Annotated in this window: 21 protein-coding genes; 3 read left to right on the forward strand and 18 right to left on the reverse strand. The window is 50.2% G+C overall.

Translation table 11 applies throughout. The features are described from left to right. Positions 1–2 precede the first annotated feature (2 nt). From TON_RS09670 to twy1, 10 genes are all read right to left on the reverse strand, one after another. On the reverse strand, positions 3–3422 hold the full coding sequence (locus TON_RS09670) for a DUF2341 domain-containing protein (protein ID WP_012572859.1): 3420 nt from the start codon (positions 3420–3422) through the stop codon (positions 3–5). After that, positions 3422–5590, reverse strand: a complete 2169-nt coding sequence (locus TON_RS09675) for a hypothetical protein (RefSeq protein ID WP_012572860.1) — start codon at positions 5588–5590, stop codon at positions 3422–3424. The genes TON_RS09670 and TON_RS09675 overlap by 1 nt, the downstream gene beginning before the upstream one ends. Beyond that, complete coding sequence (locus TON_RS09680) at positions 5587–7068, reverse strand: hypothetical protein (protein ID WP_012572861.1); 1482 nt, start codon at positions 7066–7068, stop codon at positions 5587–5589. Before TON_RS09680 ends, TON_RS09675 begins: the two co-directional genes overlap by 4 nt. Then, on the reverse strand, positions 7065–7538 hold the full coding sequence (locus TON_RS09685; RefSeq protein ID WP_012572862.1) for a hypothetical protein: 474 nt from the start codon (positions 7536–7538) through the stop codon (positions 7065–7067). The genes TON_RS09680 and TON_RS09685 overlap by 4 nt, the downstream gene beginning before the upstream one ends. After that, complete coding sequence (locus TON_RS09690) at positions 7519–7962, reverse strand: hypothetical protein (RefSeq protein ID WP_012572863.1); 444 nt, start codon at positions 7960–7962, stop codon at positions 7519–7521. The genes TON_RS09685 and TON_RS09690 overlap by 20 nt, the downstream gene beginning before the upstream one ends. A gap of 2 nt (positions 7963–7964) precedes the next feature. Further along, positions 7965–8600 (reverse strand): class III signal peptide-containing protein, encoded by a 636-nt coding sequence (locus tag TON_RS09695; protein WP_012572864.1) that lies wholly within the window; start codon positions 8598–8600, stop codon positions 7965–7967. A gap of 39 nt (positions 8601–8639) precedes the next feature. Beyond that, positions 8640–9269: a hypothetical protein gene (locus TON_RS09700; RefSeq protein WP_012572865.1), complete on the reverse strand. Its 630-nt coding sequence runs from the start codon at positions 9267–9269 to the stop codon at positions 8640–8642. Then, positions 9266–10357 (reverse strand): FtsZ/tubulin family protein, encoded by a 1092-nt coding sequence (locus tag TON_RS09705; protein ID WP_012572866.1) that lies wholly within the window; start codon positions 10355–10357, stop codon positions 9266–9268. The genes TON_RS09700 and TON_RS09705 overlap by 4 nt, the downstream gene beginning before the upstream one ends. Before the next feature lie 7 nt (positions 10358–10364). Further along, complete coding sequence (locus TON_RS09710; RefSeq protein WP_048055128.1) at positions 10365–12581, reverse strand: prenyltransferase/squalene oxidase repeat-containing protein; 2217 nt, start codon at positions 12579–12581, stop codon at positions 10365–10367. Between the two features lie 73 nt (positions 12582–12654). Further along, positions 12655–13641 (reverse strand): 4-demethylwyosine synthase TYW1, encoded by a 987-nt coding sequence (twy1, locus tag TON_RS09715; protein ID WP_012572868.1) that lies wholly within the window; start codon positions 13639–13641, stop codon positions 12655–12657. A gap of 132 nt (positions 13642–13773) precedes the next feature. Between twy1 and TON_RS10700 the strand changes: the two genes are divergently transcribed. After that, positions 13774–13908, forward strand: a complete 135-nt coding sequence (locus tag TON_RS10700; protein ID WP_255452935.1) for a hypothetical protein — start codon at positions 13774–13776, stop codon at positions 13906–13908. Here TON_RS10700 and TON_RS09720 read toward each other — a convergent pair. Continuing rightward, positions 13905–14489 carry a HemK2/MTQ2 family protein methyltransferase gene (locus TON_RS09720; protein ID WP_012572869.1) on the reverse strand — a complete coding sequence of 195 codons (585 nt, stop codon included), beginning with the start codon at positions 14487–14489 and terminating at the stop codon, positions 13905–13907. The two genes, TON_RS10700 and TON_RS09720, sit on opposite strands and share 4 nt — an antisense overlap. Positions 14490–14746: 257 nt before the next feature. On the opposite strand from TON_RS09720, the gene TON_RS09725 reads away from it, so the two are divergent. Further along, positions 14747–16027, forward strand: a complete 1281-nt coding sequence (locus TON_RS09725; protein WP_012572870.1) for a S8 family peptidase — start codon at positions 14747–14749, stop codon at positions 16025–16027. A 300-nt stretch (positions 16028–16327) separates the two neighbouring features. Further along, complete coding sequence (locus TON_RS09730; RefSeq protein ID WP_012572871.1) at positions 16328–17608, forward strand: S8 family peptidase; 1281 nt, start codon at positions 16328–16330, stop codon at positions 17606–17608. A gap of 110 nt (positions 17609–17718) precedes the next feature. Here the strand turns inward: TON_RS09730 and TON_RS09735 are convergent, their stop codons facing one another. The 7 genes from TON_RS09735 to TON_RS10200 all read right to left on the reverse strand — a co-directional run bounded on the left by TON_RS09735 (position 17719) and on the right by TON_RS10200 (position 20584). Further along, positions 17719–17874, reverse strand: a complete 156-nt coding sequence (locus TON_RS09735; RefSeq protein WP_012572872.1) for a 30S ribosomal protein S27ae — start codon at positions 17872–17874, stop codon at positions 17719–17721. Positions 17875–17876: 2 nt separating this feature from the next. After that, entirely contained in the window at positions 17877–18173 is a 297-nt protein-coding gene (locus TON_RS09740; RefSeq protein WP_012572873.1) for a 30S ribosomal protein S24e, read from the reverse strand. Continuing rightward, positions 18163–18696 carry a GTP-dependent dephospho-CoA kinase gene (locus TON_RS09745; RefSeq protein WP_012572874.1) on the reverse strand — a complete coding sequence of 178 codons (534 nt, stop codon included), beginning with the start codon at positions 18694–18696 and terminating at the stop codon, positions 18163–18165. The genes TON_RS09740 and TON_RS09745 overlap by 11 nt, the downstream gene beginning before the upstream one ends. Further along, complete coding sequence (spt4, locus tag TON_RS09750) at positions 18696–18881, reverse strand: transcription elongation factor subunit Spt4 (protein ID WP_012572875.1); 186 nt, start codon at positions 18879–18881, stop codon at positions 18696–18698. Before spt4 ends, TON_RS09745 begins: the two co-directional genes overlap by 1 nt. Continuing rightward, on the reverse strand, positions 18878–19444 hold the full coding sequence (locus TON_RS09755) for a DNA-directed RNA polymerase (protein ID WP_012572876.1): 567 nt from the start codon (positions 19442–19444) through the stop codon (positions 18878–18880). The genes spt4 and TON_RS09755 overlap by 4 nt, the downstream gene beginning before the upstream one ends. Before the next feature lie 39 nt (positions 19445–19483). Beyond that, complete coding sequence (locus tag TON_RS09760; RefSeq protein ID WP_012572877.1) at positions 19484–20020, reverse strand: inorganic diphosphatase; 537 nt, start codon at positions 20018–20020, stop codon at positions 19484–19486. A 111-nt stretch (positions 20021–20131) separates the two neighbouring features. After that, positions 20132–20584 carry a hypothetical protein gene (locus TON_RS10200; RefSeq protein WP_012572878.1) on the reverse strand — a complete coding sequence of 151 codons (453 nt, stop codon included), beginning with the start codon at positions 20582–20584 and terminating at the stop codon, positions 20132–20134. Between the last annotated feature and the right edge of the window lie 215 nt (positions 20585–20799).

The raw sequence follows: 20799 nt of genomic DNA on the forward strand, positions 1-20799 counted from the left end.
TTTCACCTCTTTAGTAGGTCTTGTGCACCCGTCGGTCCCAGTATGGCGGCGGCGGTTTCGTCGTCAATGAAGAAAGGCACCACGCTCAGGTCTCCTGTAAGAGCGCTGGTGCCGTATGAGATGCCCCAGACACGGTAGCCTGTCTTTTTAGCTATCCTTCCAAAGTAGTAGTTAAGGAAGTAGTAGTCCACGCTACTTTGTCCATCTTCTACCAGTATCCCAAGGCTGCTAAAGAGGTCAAAGAGCTTTTGGTCATAGTTTGTGTTTGGAACCATAAAGCTGACCAGCCCGATGGGGTAGTACTCATCCCCGTATTTTATTCCGAGTTCATCCTGCATCTTCTTTGCTAGCTGGAAGTAACGGTCGTGATTGGTTACACTGTTTTCAAGGCGTTCAAAGAAGGACACTCCCTCGTATGTTCCGAAGTACTTCTGACCGATTATACAGGATATCAACGGCTGGAGGTCGTAGGCGCGAGCGTCGTATGCTCCCTTGGTCTCTGGGGCGGATTCGATTCCGCTGCTTCCCACATCTATGGGATCCACAGTGTAGTAGGGCATCCTGCCGATAACTATCCAGTCGAAGTATGCTGTGTTGAGAATGCTGCCCTGGCTGTCTATGACTATTCCCACTTTAACTGGAGAGCTCACCTGCTTGTCCAGAGTGTAGGACACGCTCCTGGCGGTGCTATCGATGTCTTCAAAGCTGAGCTCTATGTTGGTAGTTCCTGGCCTGAACACAACCTGGTATCTATGGTAGTCGGATAGCACCGAGGCACTGCCGGATATTAAGCTGTCCCCCCAGTTCTCCAGGATGGCAAGGGTGTCTCCTCCGTGATCCTCGTTCTTGTAGAATGGGTTGTCATCTATGAATTGAATTCTAGTACTGGAAGCTCCTTTGGTTATTTGGTAAGATAGCTGAGTATCATCTATCAATTTGCGGACAAATATCCAGTCAAACACGGCTCCTCTATTTTTGTCTCCACTGTCTATGACGAAGTATATGTACTCCAGCGGACTGTTTATTGTGATTGGAGTTCTGTCATAGTTGTTTACTATTTTGCGAGTTAGATCTAGGAACTTAACGCTTGTTCCAAACGTCATCTGTATCTCGTAGGTGTGATAGTTGAAGTCTCTGTCTTGCAGTCCTGTATTATCCAGATTGTCGTTATTAACCCACCAATTTTCAAGCCACACGCTTTTTCTGGTATACCCCCATTCTGCCCAATGAATCGCTAGAGGATTTCCATTTCCAATAATGTCGTCAGTAAACAACTGCTCTTCCAGATAGTAAACTATCCCCCGTGATGTACTGTAGTATCTTCTGTCTTCATCCCATATTCCGATCCCAGCATTCCAGTCTTGAGCTTCATTGAAGTTGGGTCTCATTCTGAACCTTATTGCAAAGCTGTAGTCTACATCGAGTCTGGTATTTGTGCGCATTGCAAATATTGAATCTCCCCCTTCTATCGTAACGGTTCCTTCTCCAGCGGGATTAAGTATTGCAGTTGCACCTTGACTGTAGGGATCAATTGCCCATTTTGAGAGTGTTTTATTAAAGTCATCGAAAAACTCAAAGACTTCATCACCATTGCCTCTCTTATATGTCCCAGTGTTGTATCTGATGTAGAACGTCCCAGGTAGGTCTCCCCGTATCCAGATGAGGGCGCCGTTGTCGTTCCAGTACTCTATCCAGAATGGGAGTGGAGACGTCATCTGGGGATCGGAATACACTTCTATCTGAGCCTGGCTCAGGTCGTTGTGGAGTATCATCTGGGCGGTGGTCGAGTCCAAGTAAACGGGTATCTGGACGTCCTGAACATTTGACGGATAGTTTACGGTAACCTGGAGGTAACCTTCACTGGAATCCGTTGAGGGCGCCACCTGAACCCCTGCGTCGAAGTCGGTGACGGCGCTGTCAGGGGCCATTCTGAACCTCACGAAGAACGTTCCGTCTATCGCCTCTGCCGTCTGGAGGGCAAGCTTCTCTGTTCCACCTGGAACTACGAGATGGCCATTTCCATCGAGGTAAGCGTCCGCGAGATCGTTCCAAAGTACTGGGTTGATGCTCGTTCCATCGAAGGTATCTATGAGCCAGAACAGGTACTCCTTATTGTAGCCGTCCGTTGCGTACACGGGATCGTCTGTGAAGTAGATGGTGTAATCTGTACCGCTTGCCTTGATCCACACCCAAACATATGTCGGGCCCCAGTACTCTATCCAGAACGGAACCTGAACGCAGGCTGTGTCGGACTTCTCGTATATCATCATCGAGGCTTCTCCGTCGGTATGATAGATGTTGGGGAAGATGCTAGTGGGAAGTTTAAGTAACACAAGGCTGCCATCGGGAAACTTGGGTATTGTGATGTTGACCCTCCATTTGTAGTTTAGACTGCACCAGTGGACTGATGGTCCAGTGTTCCCAAAGACGAGAACTCCAATGTCGCTATCCTGAAAAACTAGCTTCGGCGAGATTGGAACTCCTTTTAAGGTAGTGTTCACTACTACTGGGGCGGTAATCTGGTTAATGTCTCCTGTACGCAGCACATATCCTGTGGCGCCATCCCCGGGATAGTACTCACCGAAGAATATGAATCCCTCGCTCCAGGTTACGGAAGAATATTTGCCCAGAACATGGTCAGTATCACTGCTTCCGTTACCGTAAAGAACCTTTACCGGCTTGTCTATGAGCTCAGGGAAGGTGTACTCACACGGCTCTATCGAGCGGTAGTATCTTCCGTAGGTTAATGCTGAGAAGAGCGGGTCCTCGAGGTTTTCCAGTGTGATTATTGAGTACACGTGTCCTTCCCTAGGTATTGGGCCGGTGTAAACAACCTTCCCCGCCAAATCAGATATAGTCACATCGTTCATCTTGGCCTTTATCACAATCCTGAATGAATCGAGGGGAGCAACGACCAGCTCAACATTCTGCCTCAGGAAATCAGCCCGCTCGGCGGGGCTCATGGCTCTTATCTGGGAGACGCTGATATTCGCTATCTTGAAGTCGTATCCCTGCTTTTGGAGCTCTGCTGACATGTTGCCGAGCCATCCAATGATGGTCTGATCCTTCATGAGATTATCAGAGTAGTTTTTCGCTATCTCATTGGCCTCTCCGAAAAGGACAAGGTCACGTATGGTAGCGTTCGCCATGTTGTCGGGGTTATTTGGGTCTAGAAAGTCACGCGTGTTTGCTATGTAGTCGACTATCGTGACTATAGCCCTCTTTCCGGATATCTCGAGAGTTCTCTGGAAGTCCATCTCAACGTAGGATACTACCCTGTAAGTTTTTTCAATCTGTATTCTCTCGCTCTGAGAGATGATTATCTGTGATGATACGTCCTCATACGTCGCGAGAAGAAGCATAAGGGGGATTAGAAGAAGGATAACCGTGGAGTTAAGAACGAATGCGCGCCGCTTTCTCATCAGTCTTCCCTCCAGATCCTCAGGGTTATTGTTATCGGTTTAAAGAGACCCGGAATGTTGCCCATGGAAACAAAGACTACGTTGACGGTTGGGGGCAGCTTTATCAGTATTGGGTTAGTCTGGGTTCCATCGCCGCCGAGGTTGCGGAAGAGCCTTATTATCGCGTCGTCAACGGCGTATCGCTCCATTCCATCGAGGAGATCCTGGGCGGTGATATCACAGTATGGGGCATCTCCTGCGGTAACGTAATGCGGAGAGCTGTCTCCGGTCCAGTAGTAGGTGATGTTGTATCCGGAACAGCCGCTCCTCAAGAGTTCTGGGAAGACGTTACCGTATCCAGCAAAACCCTGAATAACGTAGGTTAGTTCTCCGTCTCCATTTTGGGGTTGTATCCAGTATCCGTATTCATCTCCATTTTCGTCTGTGTCCTTTCCTAGGCTTATGTGGACTTTATTTTCTCCGGGAATAAGAGCGTTGTTTAGGAGTCTAAATTGACTGTCAAAGGTGTTTCTAGTATACCCTATTCTTGCAAGGGCATATATGAACGGATTGGGTGGATGCTGGTATATATATTGGCTTCCGATGTAATCATTAGTTATTTCAATTTCTTGGGTGGGAGTCTTTTCTGAGGAAGTATCTAGATAATACCAGGGGAACTGGAACTTTACCCAAAGAGGAGTGGTTCCATAAGGAATTTCAAATGTCCAAGTAACATCTCTGCACCAGCTAGATGGATCGTCAACATCCGATGCATCACAGAGAGATGCAGTGTACTGATTTATCGGTTCGGTTATGTCGATGGTGTAAGAAGTAAGCAGCACGCCGGGTGTGTAGTCCGCATAAACAAAGGATTCATTGCCTATGAGGTGGATGTTTGGAACGTACTCAGTATTCTCATAGCCTGCCCTAACTATTATCGTGGTATATCTGCTTGAGATGTGGGTATAGTTGTACCCAGCGTTTTCAAGGGCAGTTGCTATGGTGGTGTTGTCCCAGTAGCACACCTTCGTCATCGTGGTGGCGTTATACTGGCACGGTGCGCTTAGAGGTATGGGTATTTCTTCGTTGAACATGAACGATAATGAGACTGGAGTCTGAGCGGAAACGTTTCCAACGGCGATCTGAATACTCAGGGCATTAAGTTTTCCAGGGATGAAGAGATATTTCCATGCTGTTATTCCGTGTTTGGCCGTAACGTCCTCGAAATAGAACTTGTCGTTAAATTTAAGCGTGGAGGGAATTGATGTGGTATACTTTATCTTAATGTATTGGGCACCTTTTTCACCACCATCGTACCCGCTCTTGTAGACCCTCACTTCGAATACGTTGGTCTCTCCAGGTTTGAAGTTCTCTATTAACTCCAGTCCTCCGGATGGGTTCGTGTCTACGAGCTTTTCGTTGTTGTCAACGTACCCTGACCATATGAGTTGGCCATTAAGATAGACCTCATAGTTAGAACCGACCCGTGCCGGCTCAAGGAACCAATTTATTTCCTGAATTTCGGCATCCTTTGGAATAGCATCCGCGGGAATTATGTATTTTATTATGACGGCGTCATCTTGGTTATCCGTTCTTGCATATATGTATCCTCCCCTGGCTGTATAGGTGTTTTCCTTGCTTCCTAGATTGTTGAGAAACGCCCTCGCCATGTATCCCCTCGGCGTCTGGTTGTAGGCATAACCACTGAGTAGGAGTGTGGCGGGGGTCACGTCCGAGGCCGTTGAATAGTTGGCTCCAGTTTTTCTTAGATATGGGCTTGTGTAGTTGTTTATCATGAGTTCATAGTTGTAGTCCGTTAAGGTGTTGTTGAGGACGTAACCCATTATTACCTCCGCTTTGTGCTTAAGGTTTGCATCTGGAAAAACCGGTGCTGTGGCCCAGTACGTTGCCACGATATCGATTGGGGACATATCTGGAGTTACAAGCGTTGTGTTGAGAGTTCCATCGCTTATCCACTCTTCGAGCTTCTCTGGAGGAACGAGCTCCCTAAGGGGAAGGGTTCTGAACATGGTTAGGGTATCTTCTGCCACATATTTGGACTGAGAACGCATGTATGTTGAGTAAACTTGGGCGTTCGGGTTAATCTGGCTTATGCTAACCACAAATATTGTTACGAGCAGGAGTGCAAGTATGGCGTCGAGTGTGAATACAAAGCCCCGTCTCTTCATGAGTCATCCCACACCCACAGCTTTAACACGGCGAGGCTCGCCTGGGGCTTCATTATGGTATCTATTCCATTGAGGTCAGTTATTACGGCCTCATCGATGTTCTTCATCTCGTAGACCCAGACGTATATATCCAGGCTTTCACCTTGGTTTATCTGGGTCAGAAACTCCTTCCAGGGTATTATCGCGTAGTAGGGGCTCTCAGAGATGTACGATTTTATGTAAGTTTTTCCGTTGATTGTCTGATTGACGATTATCTTCATTGTGGAATCGGCGGCGGTCCTGTAGGCAGCCATAACGGAGTAGCCAGAGATATTGGTACCCCTCATCCAGGCAACCATGACGATGTAGCCCGTGTTGTTGAACGCGATCTTGAGAGCCATGTAGTCTGGGATGGTCGTGTATATCGTTCCAATGTAGAGCTCCTCAGGAAGCGCGTCCGAAGTCACAGTATAAGTTTCGTTGTACAGCATCTTGGTCATCGGAACCCTTCTCTCGGTGTAGGTTATCCACGGAGAGCGGTCCATAGAGGCTTTTATGATTGAGGGGTTGTCAACAAAGGTGCCGTTTATCATTGTCATGTTGTAGTCGGCGTTGACGACCTTCGTTGCGTAGACGTATCTAATTGTAAGGTTAGTAGACGATACGCCTCCCTGCTGGCCCCACCATATCGTCCCTGTCCATGTTGTCGTGACTTGTTCTCCTTCCCTATGATAGGGTATCCACAGTTCGTAAGTTCCGTCGTTGAGACGGTTCCATCCTATGAGGAGCCACCCACTGTCCACATCTATATAGACCGTAGCGCCGGCTGGTATGTTATAGTTCTGGGGGCCACCGGGAGCGGGGATGTCAACTCTCACGTCTGCATCCTCGGCGAGTTTGAATACAAAGCTTTCCCCCGCTGTCAGGTTGGTTATATTTGCTATGCCTCCTGTACCGCGAAGGTCTGTTCTGAGTGGATAGGCCCACACGATGTCCACTATTGGGTTTCCATAGGCGTATCCATGCGTGGGTGTGATGGATAGGCGCCCTCCCCAAGGGATATCTACGGAACCATCCACGTTGGGAGGCACTACTGTCACGTCTCCTTCAATTTCAATTCTAGTGAGGTAAAATCCGAGGGTAAAGTCTTTCCCCATGCTTAAGTTGACTAGTGCACTCTTCAAAGAGGCCTCACCATTAGTATAGGCCTTATTTAGGGCCTCTATCTTTTTGTAGTCTATTGTGTTGGGATATTTTGTGTTCTCTAGCCCGAGATAGGCTAGATTTGAAGGGTTCGACTCCCAGTCAGATGGAACTCCGGGATTTTTTACGATGATATCGAGCATGTTGTCTCCTATATTAGCCCTCTCGTACCAGCCCAGCATGATGGTTATATCATCTTTTAGTGCACTGGATGTGCTGGTTATCATTCCCAGCATGAGTATAACTATGACCAATGAGAGCATCGCGTCAAAGGAAAGTAGCTGACCTCGCCTCATTTTCTCACCACATCCACGTTTATCTCAACTTCTTTTCCACCAAAATACAGCTTGCCCCCGCTCAGCCGAACGTTCGTGTTTGAGGCAAGGTCATTGACTATGTACTGCTTTATGTTGGTTTCTAGGGTTGCTTCAGGGACGGCGCTTCCCGAGTACGTTATGATGATATTGACCTGTATCTTGCTATCCAGCTCGTTCATGCTAATGGATGTGAGCTGGAATGTGTGGTAAGTGTAGTTGTCAGCCTTTATTATTACGTTCAGGGGAGCGTAGCCAGCTTCGTTGATCACAACCCCTGTGTTCAGGTACGCACAGGCGTTGGACGCAGAATTCCTTGCATAGACTACTAGTGAGATATCTCTGTTCTCATTCAGGTAGGGGGGTACTATTATTAGAACACCGGCCAGGATTATGGCAATTATGAAGAGAGCCTCAATCGCGGTTTGAGCCCTACGACGAGATATCGACATACAGCCTTCCCTCCGCCTCGTTGTACGTTGCCACTATCTGGAATTCTCTATCTGCCTCTGTGAGGGTCACTGAGCTTTCCCGGTAAATTGGCACGGGACTGTTCTGAATGACGAGGTACTTCCTGCCAGCTATCGTGGCGCTTATCATGATGGTATCGTTGGATGGTACGAGTGTAATCGTGACTTTGTCGCCTGAATCGAGGTCCATGGGAAGTTCTTTCTTCACGCTGAAGCCGTCCCCAACAGCGTAGACTTTTACAACCGAGTCTCTCACGTCTATCGAGAATGCTTTGAGCTTTGCAACGGCATCAAAGGTCTCGGCGTGGGTTGTCTCGCTACTGGCAATATAAACTAGGTTAACCATTGTTAAGGTTATCAGAGTAACCGCAAAGAGGAGGTCAATGCTTATCTGTCCCATCTTCATGTTCAGCCACCAGGATTAATGTTTATTCTCAGCTCGCCCTTTGTGGAATCAAACGTCCAGCTGTTGGGATTGTCAGGGTTCCACTCGACGACTATTTTCAGGGTCACAGGGAGGTCATTGGGGTCTATCTCCAGGCCGTAAATGGTATCCGCGCCAATAGTGATGTCTCCTATGGGAGACCATATGGACGAGTTATCGTACAGCACAGCTTGATACATTGCCCTGCTCCAGAATATGTTCTTATCTCCGCCACTAAGAACGATGTTAAAGCCCGTGCCAGTGACTGTGACGTAAGTACCGTTGCCATCATTGCTGTAGTTGCCGTAGGTTATGAATATTCTCGGACTCTCCAGGTTCAGGGCCTTTTCGAGCAGGCCTGCATCCCTTAAGTATGTCAGCCTGACGTAGGTGGTGGATTTGGCACCGGGTCCCTGGGCATAAACTTGGCTTATGGTGTTGGATATGGCGTTGGCGAGGTTCTTCTCCTCGAGACTTACCTGAATACGGAGAGTTTCAGTTGAAGTTGAGCCTTCCCGGAAAGTAACGTTGTTCACAGAGTAAAGTAACAGTATAAGCATTATACCGAATATGAGCATAAACTCCAGTGAAACCTGGCCACGCTTCGCTTTTTTCATCATACATTCTCCCCTCAGTATTGATATGGTGTGAACATCTATTTAATGGTTACTCTCGGATTTTTCAGCTTTTATTACTGCAAAAAGGCCCGTTCCGGCTTTTCTGGTTGTAACTCCGAAGTAATCGCCGCTGAATATCTTGAACTTGTACCTTTCGGGGGGTAGGGAATGCTTCTCCACAAGTTCAGTCAGCTCATCGATGAAGAACTGTGTGAGCTCGTAGTAAATCAAGTCGAGCTTCTCCTTCGTGTAGTCCCTGATGAAGAGAATCACTGGCAGCATCGCGAGGCCGAGAATTAAGTAGGGCTGTTTTAGCAGCAGGGAGGCCACTGCCGTGGCTGCAATGACACCTCCTACGGCGGCGTATGCTGCTTTTTCCTTTTTCTTTATCCCCTTGATTTCCTCTACCTTCTCTTCCCAGATGTCCAGAAGCGCCGGATTGTAGAAGTCAAAGGCGGTGTGACGCTTTCCCTTTGCAATCCTTTCCCTGATTAAATCGTCCCAGTCGTCCCTGTAATAGATGATCTCTCCATGGAGCCTGGCCCTTTCAGCATCGAGGGAGGAGATTATCCTGATTATGTCCTCGGCGCTTTCGTGGGCTATGTGTGCGTAAACCTCCTTCTCGTCGAGCTCCAGCGCGACCTCGACGGAGTCCTTTATTGGCTCGGTCATTCCCCATCACCGGGATATATGTCGTCGAAGTCAGGCAGACCGCTTAGCAGCTTCTTCTTCTTAGCCTCAGCCTCTTTCTTGGCCTTCATGAACGACTGAGCGTAGCGCTTGGCAGTTAGTACTATCTCTTCGATGCTCTTGCTTTCGTAGATGCCGCTCAGCAGGGTTACAACTTCAACCTCTCTCTCGCGCGGATCTGGATAGAAGCCGCGGAATATCTGCTTACCTCGTATCTTGTTGGTGAGGTAATCGAGGGCCTCGAATATCTCCGTAGCTTTGAGCAGCTCCGGCGGCCCATGAATTGCAACGAGGCCGTAGAGCGCTGACTCTATGTTTGCATCCAGATAAAGCCCCTCGTTCTCGAAGGACTTCATTATGAGCCTTGAGAGGCTCTTGACCTTGTTAGCGTCAGCTTTCGCGTAACCAATGGTGGCAAAGCTTCCAAAGGCCTTGAGAACGAACTTCAGATCGCTCGCGTCAAGCGTCTGCTCGCCGGGAACGTCGACAAGTGCCAGCAGGGAGGCTATGCGCTCGACTATCGTGTAGTTTATCCTCTCGTAGGCCTTTGTTATGTCGTCGCCGCTCTCTTTCAGCTTGTTGTTGTCGATGGCTATGATGGAGTCGGCGATCTTAGAGAGCTTGTCTATAGTTATGGCCGCGTTTATGGTCGGCCTTATGCCCTCCTCCCTGAGTGGAAGTGCTCCAATGGCCACGACGAGCGAATCGGGGTACTCCTCTTTTAGAGCCTCTGCCAGAACTGGTGTTCCTCCGGCTCCAGTTCCACCGCCGAAGCCAAAAGTTAAGAAGAACACGTCTATGTCTTCGTAGCCGATTATCGACCCTATCTTGCGCATTACCATTGGTAAATCGCGCTTCATTGCCTCTCTGCCAAGTAGTGGATTGGCGTTGACACCCTTTCCACCGGTGAGGCCCTCTCCTATGAGTATTCTTCTCTCGTGAGGAATGTGTTTTAGGTAATCTAGGTCTCCCCTGGAGGTGTTTATCGCCAGTGCCTCAAAATCAACTAGGGCGAAGAGGTCGGCTATCTTCGTTCCGCACTGGCCGACCCCTATGATTAGAGCCCTCACCTTTTAATCACCCCACTACGATGACGCGCACCTTCCCATTCTCTCTGAGGAGTACCATTGCCTCTCCCCTAATGTATCTGATGAAGCCCGTGGTGAATATCTCCTTCGCTATCTCCACGTTCTCTGGTTCGTAGAATATGAAGAACACGACACCCTTGGGAGTCTTGCCGGGAACGAGAACCACTGCTTTGTCGGTCGGAACCGTGACGTTGCCCACAGTAACTGTACCATCCTCAATGTAGAACCTTATATAGGGGTTGTAGTCTCTGATGCAGTAGTCGCCGAAGTTTGCCATCACTATGTAGCTCTCCTCGCCGATGACCGTCGAGTTGGCCGGTATGAAGCCTCCGCTGAAGAGATCGTTCAGCGTGGTTATTATCTCGTTCACGCTCTCCGGATCCATTCCGGGTGCAATGATCTGGAACACGTCGGTGTTAAGGGCCCTCTCGATGTCGTAGAGGTTAACGGGCGGTATGTACTGGAAGCGCGAGAGGTAGAGTATAGCGCTCGCTGTCTCCAGGGTCTTGTCCTCTATCAGTCCGCTGTCCCTGGCTTCCATCACGAAGTCGAGGGTCTCATTGGTGTAGTTGTGACCATACTTGATGAGCAGGTCGGTGACCCTGACGGTGAGCTCGACGCTCGGGGTTCCCGGGAATTCTTTGTTCTTCTCCCAGACGTAGTAGGTCTTCCAGTAGGGCCAGCCGCCATTAATCCTCTGTTCTATGAGCCACTCAATGTGGGGTTGAAGTTCTTCGGGCGTGGCTATTCCGTCGAGGGCCTCAAGGACTGTGAGCGTGGTCAGGACGTCAGGCTTGAGCATGTAGGCAAAGTACCTCGTTGTCACGTAGGTTCCCCAACCGTCGTTGGTTATGCTCAGGAGCCAGTCCTTAGCCTTCTGGATTAGCGGGTCGTCCGAAGGAACGCCCAAATCGCGGAGGGCCTTAACGGCCAGAGCGGTCTCGTAGGGCTGAGGCCCGAGGACTGTGTTGCCCCAGAGGCCGTAATCGAGCTGAGCGCTGCGTATGAGCTCTATTGCCTGAGCTTTTTCTTCCTCGGTAAGATCGTTGTACATGAGGAGTATCTCGAGAGCGTAGTAGTAGCCGACGGACATCCTGCCGTCCTGCTCTATCCAGAGGGCATCCTTCTGGAATGCTTCCCTTGCCCACGCCACTGCCTTATCTATGGCCTCCTTCTCGGGATAGCACTCCTTGATTGCCATAAGGGCGTAGTAGGTAGCCTTCTCGTCGGAGGGTGAGTTCAGAGTCAGACCCCATCCTCCATCGGGGTTCTGCATGTTCTTCAGGGCTTGGCAGGGCATCTCGTATGGGTTTTTAACCTCGCTTGGAGGCAGTATCTCAAAGGACGTGGAGAGCGCCATCAGGGCAAAGGAGGTTGTCGCTATGAGCTCGGTGGAAGAGAACAGATTCGGAGTGTTCATCCAATAAACGAGGTCGTTGGATGTTTTGCTGTAAGATTCGAGTTTTATGAGTATTCTCGCGGTGTCAAAATCGACTGGGGTGTGGAGAACCAGGGCATATGTGAGCATCGCCCTCTCTTTCATAGTTATCTCGCCGTTGAGGAGGACGTCCTTGACTTCATCTATAGTCTCTTTGTCGACGGGATATCCTGTGCTGTGATATGCGATGAGCTTAAGGGCGAGGGCTTCGTAACCGGGAATCTCACAGGAGGCGTTTTCAAGATATTTAATCGCATCGCGAACAATCTGGCTGTTGTAGGTGTAGCCAGCCTCACCGAGGGCCCACACAGTCATGACCGTCGGGTAGCATGAAACAGGTGTTCCCGGGATATAGCCCCAGCCGTTCTCGCTCTTCGCAGAGAAGAGATAGGAAATTCCATTTTCGAGGGCTGGCCTTATCTTCGTCTTGGTCATTGTATCCAGATGGGGATACGCTCTCTCCAGCGCTATGACGGCATATGCAGTGTCGAGGACGTTGCTTGTCTCACCTGGATAAAGACCCCATCCCCCATCCGGGTTCTGATATGAGAGAAGCGTCTCCAAAAGGGTTGAGATGTCCGGGACAATGCCCCCGTCCAGGTCGCTGGTAGCCCCGGATAATGCCATGACTGCCAGGCTTATTTCCCTCGTCTGCTTTGTAGATTCAGCCGAGTCACCAAGAAACTTTACAGAGCCATCTATCGTTCCGGCACTAACGGCTGGAATCAACATGAAAACAATCATCATTAAAGCCAGAACTTTCTTCATCATCTTACACCCCTAGGTTCATTCTAAGCGGCCAGAATAAATAAACTTTTTCCATAAAAAGGGGAGAGAAAGCTCAGTGCTTTATGAAGCGTTCTGTTTTGTCCACATCATCGCGCATTATAAGAACGACACGGCTCGGCTCGTACTCGTCCTCGATGTGGTAGCCGGGCAGGTGCTTGACAAGCTCCTCTGCGAAGGTCTTGATTTCTTCATGGCGCGGCATGTTGTTTATCGTGAGTCGGTTCCTCGAGAAGCCGACGAACATGTAGGCTTTGGCCTCGACGAACATTGGTTTGGCCTTCATTATGAGCTTTGCGTAGCCCTCTGGATTGTGCATGTTCTCGTCCTTGACGAGCGTGAGTCTTATCACCGTCCTCGTTGGCAGACCGTTCATGAGCTCGAGGGTTCTTGTTATTTTCTCCCAGCCGTCGGGAATCATTGGGACATTGACGCGGTTGTAGGTCTCTATGTCTGGAGCGGTGAGCGAGACGTAGAGCTGGGTCGGAAGCTTGTCCTCCTTAATCATCTCTTCGAGTCTCTCCGGAGCGGTTCCGTTTGTGACTATGAAGGTGGTGAATCCGCGCTTGTGGAACTCCTCAACTAGATCGCCCATGTATGGATAGAGCATCGGCTCACCGGAGAGACTTATGGCGGCGTGCTTCGGATTCCAGGCCTCCTCGAACTTCTTCATGTTTATTCCAGGCATGCCCTTGTAGCCGACGAGGAGCTTGCGCTGGGCCTTTATGCTCTCCTCGACTATGAAAGCCGGGTCGTCCCAGGGTCCAGGAAGCTCGGTTCCAAGGAAGCCCTCCATGGGACGCCAGCAGAAGATGCAGTTGTGGGTGCACCATGCAGTAACCGGCGTCATCTGCAGACAGCGGTGGGAGTGTATTCCGTAGAACTTCTGCTTGTAACAGAACCTGTCGTGCTTTATGCTCTCTTTGAGCCAGTGGCAGAGCTTGACTGAGCTGTGTCTGCCCACGAGAGCGTAATGCTGCTTTTTAAACAGTCTCGCAATCTCGCCCGGCATGTTTGGATTGGACTTGAACGTTATCGCCATTAGTCTCACCTAACTCCACTTCAGACACCCTTTTAAAAAGATGTTGGGAACAAAGCTGTCCCATATTTTATCGTCGAAAAACTATTCGTCAATCGGAGAAAAGTTTAAAAGGAAAAGTTCGAGGTTAAGCCCATGTTCGAGCGGGTAAAACCGATTCCAATGCTCAAAAAGGAGGAGTTCGAGATCTTTCCTACGGAAGAACCAGAGGTCGAGAACAAGCCGAAGGTTAAGTTCCTGTTTGAAGTTAAACGTCACCATTTGGCTTAATCCTCAAGCAGGGCGTTTATCAGGACTATGTCCTCAAAGAAGACATGATTCTTAGCGGCTATTTCTCCCTTTAGACCCACTTCTTTCAGCCTCTCGAGAGTCTCTTTTATTCCTGTTATGGAGCTCTGAACTATTTGAACGATTCCACCGGGCTTTAGATAATCGGCAACTTCATCTATGAACCTGTCGAGGACTTCCCTTCCGGTTTCTCCCCCCACCAGTGCTAGGTCTATAGGCTCCTCGGGTTCGCCGGGCAGATACGGCGCGTTGAAGGTGATGACGTCAAACTCCCCATTAACCCCCTCGAAGAGGTTGCTCTGGATGAACTCAACGTTTTCAATGCCGTTGAGCCTCGCATTTTCCCTTGCCAGCTTAATGGCGAGGGGATTTACGTCAACGCCGAGGACGTACTCTGCCTTTCTCGCCATCAGAAGTGCTATTATGCCCGTTCCGGTGCCCATATCGAGGGCAACGTCGCCATGTTTAACCGCCAAGTTCTCGGCTAAGAGAAACGTATCCTCCGCTGGCTCGTAGACTTGCGGATGAAGTTTGAGCTTTAGTCCCTTGTAATATATCATCATGAAAGTAGATATCTTCAGAACCTTTTTGTGTTTAACCCTGTGTCTTTTTGGCTTTTTGGGATATTTTTCGAATATCTTTCGAACATTTTGAAAATATTCTTATGTTTTGTATACTTGTCAACGTATTGTCCTGTAGAAATGCCACATGACAGAACTTTCTTGCATTTGATGACGATTTGTCATATGTAACCTACGAAAGACTTAAGTATGTGTGCCTTCATGTATAGGTGCATAAAATCGTACTGGGGTGTTGTTGAATGAACAGGAAAGTGACTATAGGTAGTTTAATGGCCCTGTTGCTTCTGGCAGCAATCTTTGCCGTCCCCGCTGTCGCTGAGAAGCCAGAGACTATCAGGGTTGTCGCACACATAGACAGGGGCCACTTCAAGGCCGATGCCGTCAAGGGAATCGGGGGTAAAATCGTCTACGAGTTCAAGCTGATCGATGCCGTTGTCATTGATATCCCAGCTAATGCCGTCGGCAAGCTGGCTAAGCTCGACGGCGTTACCAAGGTCGAGTACGACCACATGGCTCAGGTTTACAGGGGCGGTCCGCCGTGGCTCATCAGCCAACCGACCCAGCCTGCTCAGACGGTTCCGTGGGGAATTGAGCGTGTTCAGGCCCCAACCGTCTGGAGCATAACCGACGGCTCCAGCAACGGCGTCATTGAAGTTGCAGTCCTCGACACTGGAGCCGACTGGGACCACCCGGACATTGCCGCCAACATTGTCTGGGGAATTAGCACCATTGGTGGTGTTGTCAGCACGGATCCTGCTGACTGGTACGACGGAAACGGCCACGGAACCCACGTTATAGGAACCATAGCGGCCCTTAACAACGACATTGGTGTCGTCGGAGTTGCTCCGAACGTTGAGATCTACGCCATCAAGGTCCTTGATGACAGGGGAAGCGGAACCTACACTGACATAGCCATTGGTATAGAGCAGGCCGTTCTCGGTCCGGACGGAGTCCTCGACGCTGACGGAGATGGAATAGTCGTTGGCGACCCGGATGACGACGCTGCCGAGGTCATAAGCATGTCTCTCGGCGGTCCGAGCGATGACCAGTACCTCCACGACATGATAATCCAGGCCTACAACTACGGCGTTGTCATAGTTGCTGCCAGCGGCAACGAGGCCGCTGACCAGCCGAGCTACCCGGCTATCTACCCGGAGGTCATCGCCGTTGGTGCCACCGACTCAACCGACGCCATAGCTTACTTCAGCAACCTCCAGCCTGAGGTCAGCGCTCCGGGTGTTGACATCCTCAGCACCTATCCGGACGACACCTACGAGAGCCTCAGCGGAACCAGCATGGCTACTCCGCACGTCAGCGGTGTTGTTGCCCTCATCCAGGCTGCCTACTACAACAAGTACGGCAAGGTTCTCCCGGTTGGAACCTTCGATGACATGAACACCAACACCATCAGGGGAATCCTCCACGTTACGGCCGATGACCTTGGAGATCCAGGATGGGACATATACTACGGTTATGGAATAGTGAGGGCTGACCTGGCCGTCCAGGCGGCCCTTGGTTGATTCTCTTATTTTTCACTACTTTTCACTTTGAGATAACACATATGTAGAATATTTAGCTTTGAGGTCTTTGTAATTGCTAATTTGGAATACGCTGACTCCAACTTTTCTGTGTTTAACGCTCGTTCTCTTGATTTTGTGCATATCTTGGTATCCATTACAACGTTTGATCTTTGTGTACTCGTCGATGTATTGACAATGATATTCCACGTTCTGCGGCGTTGTGTCATGTTAGTTCCAGAAAGATTTAAGTATGCATTTTATTAGGTATTGCTGAACTAATATGTACTGGGGTGGTGCTGTATGGTCAGTAAGCATGCGATCAGTGCGCTGCTTCTTGCCCTGCTGGTCTTGTCGCTGCTCGCGGTTCCGGCAACCGCGGAGAAGCCTGAGATGATCAGGGTGGTAGTGCACATTGATAAGGCCCAGTTCAAGCCGAACGAAGTCCTTGGAATTGGTGGCCACGTTATCTACCAGTTTAAGCTCATAGATGCCGCGGTTGTTGAGATACCCTCAACTGCGGTGGGCAAACTTAGAAAGCTACCGGGAGTCAAAATGGTTGAGTTCGATCATCAAGCGGTTCTCCTAGGAAAACCCCCGGGAGTCGGAAAGCCTGGGAGTTCCCAGCCTGCTCAGACGGTTCCGTGGGGAATTGAGCGTGTTCAGGCTCCAACCGTCTGGAGCATAACCGACGGCTCCAGCAACGGCGTCATTGAAGTTGCAATTCTCGATACTGGAATAGACTATGATCACCCAGATCTTGCGGCTAATCTGGCTTGGGGCGTTAGCACCTTGAGGGGCAAAGTTTCTACAAAGTCGAGAGACTACTACGACCAGAATGGCCACGGAACCCACGTCGCAGGAACCATAGCCGCCCTTAACAATGACATTGGCGTCGTCGGAGTCGCCCCGAACGTTGAGATATATGCAATCAGGGTCCTTGACGCCAGCGGAAGGGGTTCTTACACCGACATTGCCATTGGAATTGAGCAGGCCCTCCTCGGTCCCGATGGAGTTCTCGATGTCGATGGCGACGGAGTAATAGTCGGTGATCCCGATGACGACGCTGCCGAAGTCATAAGCATGTCCCTCGGTGGTTCGGTCAATGACCAGTACCTCCACGATATTATAATCCAAGCCTACAACTACGGTGTCGTCATCGTTGCCGCTAGCGGTAATGAGGGTGCATCCAGTCCCAGCTATCCGGCAGCTTATCCAGAGGTTATAGCCGTCGGTGCAAGCGACATCAGCGACCAGATTGCCTACTTCAGTAACCTCCAGCCCGAGATCAGCGCTCCTGGCGTTGATGTGCTCAGCACTTACCCGGACGATTCCTACGAGACCCTCAGCGGTACGAGCATGGCTACTCCGCACGTCAGCGGTGTTGTTGCCCTCATCCAGGCTGCCTACTACAACAAGTACGGCAAGGTTCTCCCAGTTGGAACCTTTGATGACATGAGTACCAGCACTGTCAGAGGAATCCTGCATGGCACTGCTGATGATCTCGGTGAAGCTGGTTGGGACATCTACTACGGTTATGGAATAGTAAGGGCTGACTTGGCAGTTCAGGCGGCCATCGGCTGATTTCTCTTTTTTATTTCTCTGTTTTGATAGTCTGAGCAAGGTTTTCTTAACTGGAACAGAAGCCTTAGTTGTTCTCAGGAAACGTTCAAGGGATTAGAGAGAAAAAGAAATCACTTCCTCTTCCATTCGGTGTAGCCGCACCTTCCGCAGCTCCAGCGGTCCTTGTGCTCGGCCATGAAGACACCCGGACCACAGCGCGGGCAGAACTTGTTCTTCCTCTTGACCTTACCGCCCTGAACCTCATAGAGCTTCCACTTCTGTCCCATCTTCACTCCTCCTCCTTGGTTATTATTCCGTCCCTAACAAGGATGTACTCGGGCTCTATGTAGAGCATCCTCTCCTTGCTCTCATAAGCCTTAGCGTAGCCCTTGCTGACCCTGCTACCGAAGTAGGACTTTATGTACTGGAGGACGGTAGTCTCGGGGTCGAGGTCGAGCATGGCGACGAGCTTGCCCTTGACGTCCTTCCTGCTCGGGGTTGGCTCACCCTCGTGAATGACGTCGAAGTATATCTCCTTTCTTCCGAGGAGCTTGTTCTCCTTAATCTCGGTAACCTTAATCTCCATCGCGAACCACCTCCATCTTAGACATGAGCCTCCCGCACTTGAGCTTGCATTCGGGTGTTACCTTTATAAGCACTACCCCCTCGTCGGGCTGGCCGTAGAGCACCACCGAGCCCTCGGGGGCGTAGAGCACGGCCGGAATCGCCGCGAGGTCTTCCTCTCCGCACACCTTTATGTAAACCTTTCTGCCCCTCTCGGCTAGTCCAAATCCCTTTTTGATTGCGTTTAATAAAGCTTTCGTTATTGTTCCGGGCGGATTCTGCACGGTCATTATGACCGCATCGCTCTCAATGTCCGGACTGTATTCCTGTCTTTTAGTTTTATGATCGTAGATGGCCAGGCTCGGCTTTATCCCGAGCCTGAGGACGTTTTCTGTAACAACGTCGCCGACGGTGACAACGTGCCTGGCCCTTTCAAGCTCTTCCCTAATCATGAGGTATGGCTTGGGTATCTCCCCCCGGATGAGCTTTCCGAGGGGATCCTTTAACTCCTTCCTGAGCTCGGGGGTTAGCTTGAAGTGGAACATCATCTAACCCTTATGGCGTACTTTCCTGGGACTTTGACGCCCAGCTTCTGGGCTATTTTCGACTTCTCGGGTTCAGTGATTATGACGAGGTCGAACCACTCGTCGCTCAGATCCCTGCTGCCGCAGACAGGGCAGCGGTCTTCCGTGGTTATGTAGTGGCAGTGCCTGCAGGCGCGCTCCTTCATGCCTCCTCAGCCTCCTCCTTGCGCTTCTCCTTAGCTATCCAGTCGGACTTGCCAAGGCCGGGCTGGCGCATGGTGAGGCCTATCTTATTCTCCCTGATAACGCGGCTCTTAATGCTTATCGCTATAATTCTCGCTTTGACCTCGTCTCCAAGCTTGAGGATTCTCTTGGTCTCCTTACCGAGGAACTGCTTGTTCTTCTCGTCGAAGACTACGTAATCGTCCATAAGCTGTGAGATGTGAACGAGACCGTCCATCGGACCGATCCTTATGAAGGCTCCGTAGGGAGCGACGTCTATAACCTCTCCCTCAACAACCTCGTGCATCTCGGGCTTCCAGACGAGGACGTCGAAGACAACCTCGTGGTAGGTTGCGCCATCGCCGGGAACGACGACACCCTGGCTTATCTCTTCAACATCCATGACGGCTAAAATAACCCCCTCATCCCTGTCGTAGATACCCTCGTAAGTTTCCCTGAGGACTATCTTTGCCGCCTCCTTGGGATCCATGGTGAACATCCGGGGGGGAATCCTTACAACATCCTTAATCTTCAGGAGCTTGTACATGCCTTTACCTCCTTGGTGAAGGGAATAAGAGGAAAGAAATCACTCCTTCTTACCGAACTTCTCTTTGTACATCTCGATGGCCCTGAGGATTTCCCTCTTGGCCTCCTCGGCGGTGCCCCAGCCTTCGACGGTGGTGACTTTGCCCTGGAGCTCCTTGTACCTCTGGAAGAAGTGGGCTATCTCGTCAAGGAAGGCCTTCGGAACGTCGTCGATGTCCTTCCAGTCATTGAAGTACGGATCCTCGACGGGAACGGCGAGAACCTTCCAGTCTTTGTCTCCGCTGTCCTCCATCTTCATGATGCCTATCGGCCTGGCCTCGACGATGGTGAGCGGGTAGACCGGCTCGCGCATGATGACCATTATGTCAAAGGGGTCGCCGTCGTCGTACCAGGTCTGCGGGATGATTCCGTAGTCAACCGGGTAGAAGAACGGGCTGTAGAGCACTCTATCAAGCTTGAGAAGGCCGGTCTTCTTGTCGAGCTCGTACTTGTTCCTGCTTCCCTTCGGAATCTCTATAAGAGCGTAAACGACCTCTGGAACCTCCGGTCCGGGCTCAAGCTCGTGGAACGGGTTCATCCTTACCACCTCTTACTCCTTGTAGAACTTCTAGGTTAGGCTTTCGGATAGGGCTTTTAAAGTTGTTGGTTGTGAAACCGAGAAAAAAGCAGTGGGGAGAAGGAAAGGGCTTCAGTTGTCCTTCTTCTCCTCTTTGGGCAGAGGTTTTCTGTACTCGTAGGAGATGCCGTCGTCTATTATTGCGTAGACCTCTTCCTCACCATCTATATAGTGCAGTATCGGCTTGTCCAGCAGCTCGAACGTCGTCTCCAGGTCCTTGGGAGTCCTCGGGACGATTGAGTCCCCATTCAGAAGCTCTTTCTCTATCGTCGGGCCTCCCGTAATGATAAGCTTTATGGGACAGGTCGATATAATTGCGTCTCTGCCTTCCCAGTGGGCGTACATCGTGATTGGTATGACGTAATCCCCAGGTTCAATATCGCCGACGGTTACGTGGCCGCTGAACGTGTATTCATCTTCCGGGGCTATCATCCTCTCGACGCCGCTTTCTGTTTCTACAAACATGTCAACCTCGCTTGGAAGGTTGGAATAGCCCGTTTGGAGCCATATCCAAACGTCTTTCATTTCGTTCAGGTAGTTCCTGACGGTTAGTGCGTCAAAGTCCGTTTCGCTGTTAACATCGTACCTCTACAATGGCGGCGTAATCGTCCTCGCACAGAAAACCTATGTATTCTTCTTCTGGGGTACTACATTGACCCTCACTTACCTACTTGCATCAAAACTCATGAACGTTCCACTTGAACCCATGAGAATCAACGACGCTAGAGCAAATGTTATTA

The sequence above is a fragment of the Thermococcus onnurineus NA1 genome, assembly GCF_000018365.1.
In the GTDB taxonomy this organism is placed as follows: Archaea; Methanobacteriota_B; Thermococci; order Thermococcales; family Thermococcaceae; genus Thermococcus; species Thermococcus onnurineus.

Coding starts and splice junctions, on each gene's coding strand:
- TON_RS09680 (WP_012572861.1), bottom strand. CDS start 7,068: ATGAGGCGAGGTCAGCTACTTTCCTTTGACGCGATGCTCTCATTGGTC.
- TON_RS09760 (WP_012572877.1), bottom strand. CDS start 20,020: ATGAACCCGTTCCACGAGCTTGAGCCCGGACCGGAGGTTCCAGAGGTC.
- TON_RS09740 (WP_012572873.1), bottom strand. CDS start 18,173: ATGGAGATTAAGGTTACCGAGATTAAGGAGAACAAGCTCCTCGGAAGA.
- twy1 (WP_012572868.1), bottom strand. CDS start 13,641: ATGGCGATAACGTTCAAGTCCAATCCAAACATGCCGGGCGAGATTGCG.
- TON_RS10700 (WP_255452935.1), top strand. CDS start 13,774: ATGTTCGAGCGGGTAAAACCGATTCCAATGCTCAAAAAGGAGGAGTTC.
- TON_RS09675 (WP_012572860.1), bottom strand. CDS start 5,590: ATGAAGAGACGGGGCTTTGTATTCACACTCGACGCCATACTTGCACTC.
- spt4 (WP_012572875.1), bottom strand. CDS start 18,881: ATGAAGGAGCGCGCCTGCAGGCACTGCCACTACATAACCACGGAAGAC.
- TON_RS09720 (WP_012572869.1), bottom strand. CDS start 14,489: ATGATGATATATTACAAGGGACTAAAGCTCAAACTTCATCCGCAAGTC.
- TON_RS09730 (WP_012572871.1), top strand. CDS start 16,328: ATGGTCAGTAAGCATGCGATCAGTGCGCTGCTTCTTGCCCTGCTGGTC.
- TON_RS10200 (WP_012572878.1), bottom strand. CDS start 20,584: ATGAAAGACGTTTGGATATGGCTCCAAACGGGCTATTCCAACCTTCCA.
- TON_RS09745 (WP_012572874.1), bottom strand. CDS start 18,696: ATGTTCCACTTCAAGCTAACCCCCGAGCTCAGGAAGGAGTTAAAGGAT.
- TON_RS09735 (WP_012572872.1), bottom strand. CDS start 17,874: ATGGGACAGAAGTGGAAGCTCTATGAGGTTCAGGGCGGTAAGGTCAAG.
- TON_RS09700 (WP_012572865.1), bottom strand. CDS start 9,269: ATGACCGAGCCAATAAAGGACTCCGTCGAGGTCGCGCTGGAGCTCGAC.
- TON_RS09685 (WP_012572862.1), bottom strand. CDS start 7,538: ATGTCGATATCTCGTCGTAGGGCTCAAACCGCGATTGAGGCTCTCTTC.
- TON_RS09690 (WP_012572863.1), bottom strand. CDS start 7,962: ATGAAGATGGGACAGATAAGCATTGACCTCCTCTTTGCGGTTACTCTG.
- TON_RS09710 (WP_048055128.1), bottom strand. CDS start 12,581: ATGAAGAAAGTTCTGGCTTTAATGATGATTGTTTTCATGTTGATTCCA.
- TON_RS09755 (WP_012572876.1), bottom strand. CDS start 19,444: ATGTACAAGCTCCTGAAGATTAAGGATGTTGTAAGGATTCCCCCCCGG.
- TON_RS09695 (WP_012572864.1), bottom strand. CDS start 8,600: ATGATGAAAAAAGCGAAGCGTGGCCAGGTTTCACTGGAGTTTATGCTC.
- TON_RS09670 (WP_012572859.1), bottom strand. CDS start 3,422: ATGAGAAAGCGGCGCGCATTCGTTCTTAACTCCACGGTTATCCTTCTT.
- TON_RS09725 (WP_012572870.1), top strand. CDS start 14,747: ATGAACAGGAAAGTGACTATAGGTAGTTTAATGGCCCTGTTGCTTCTG.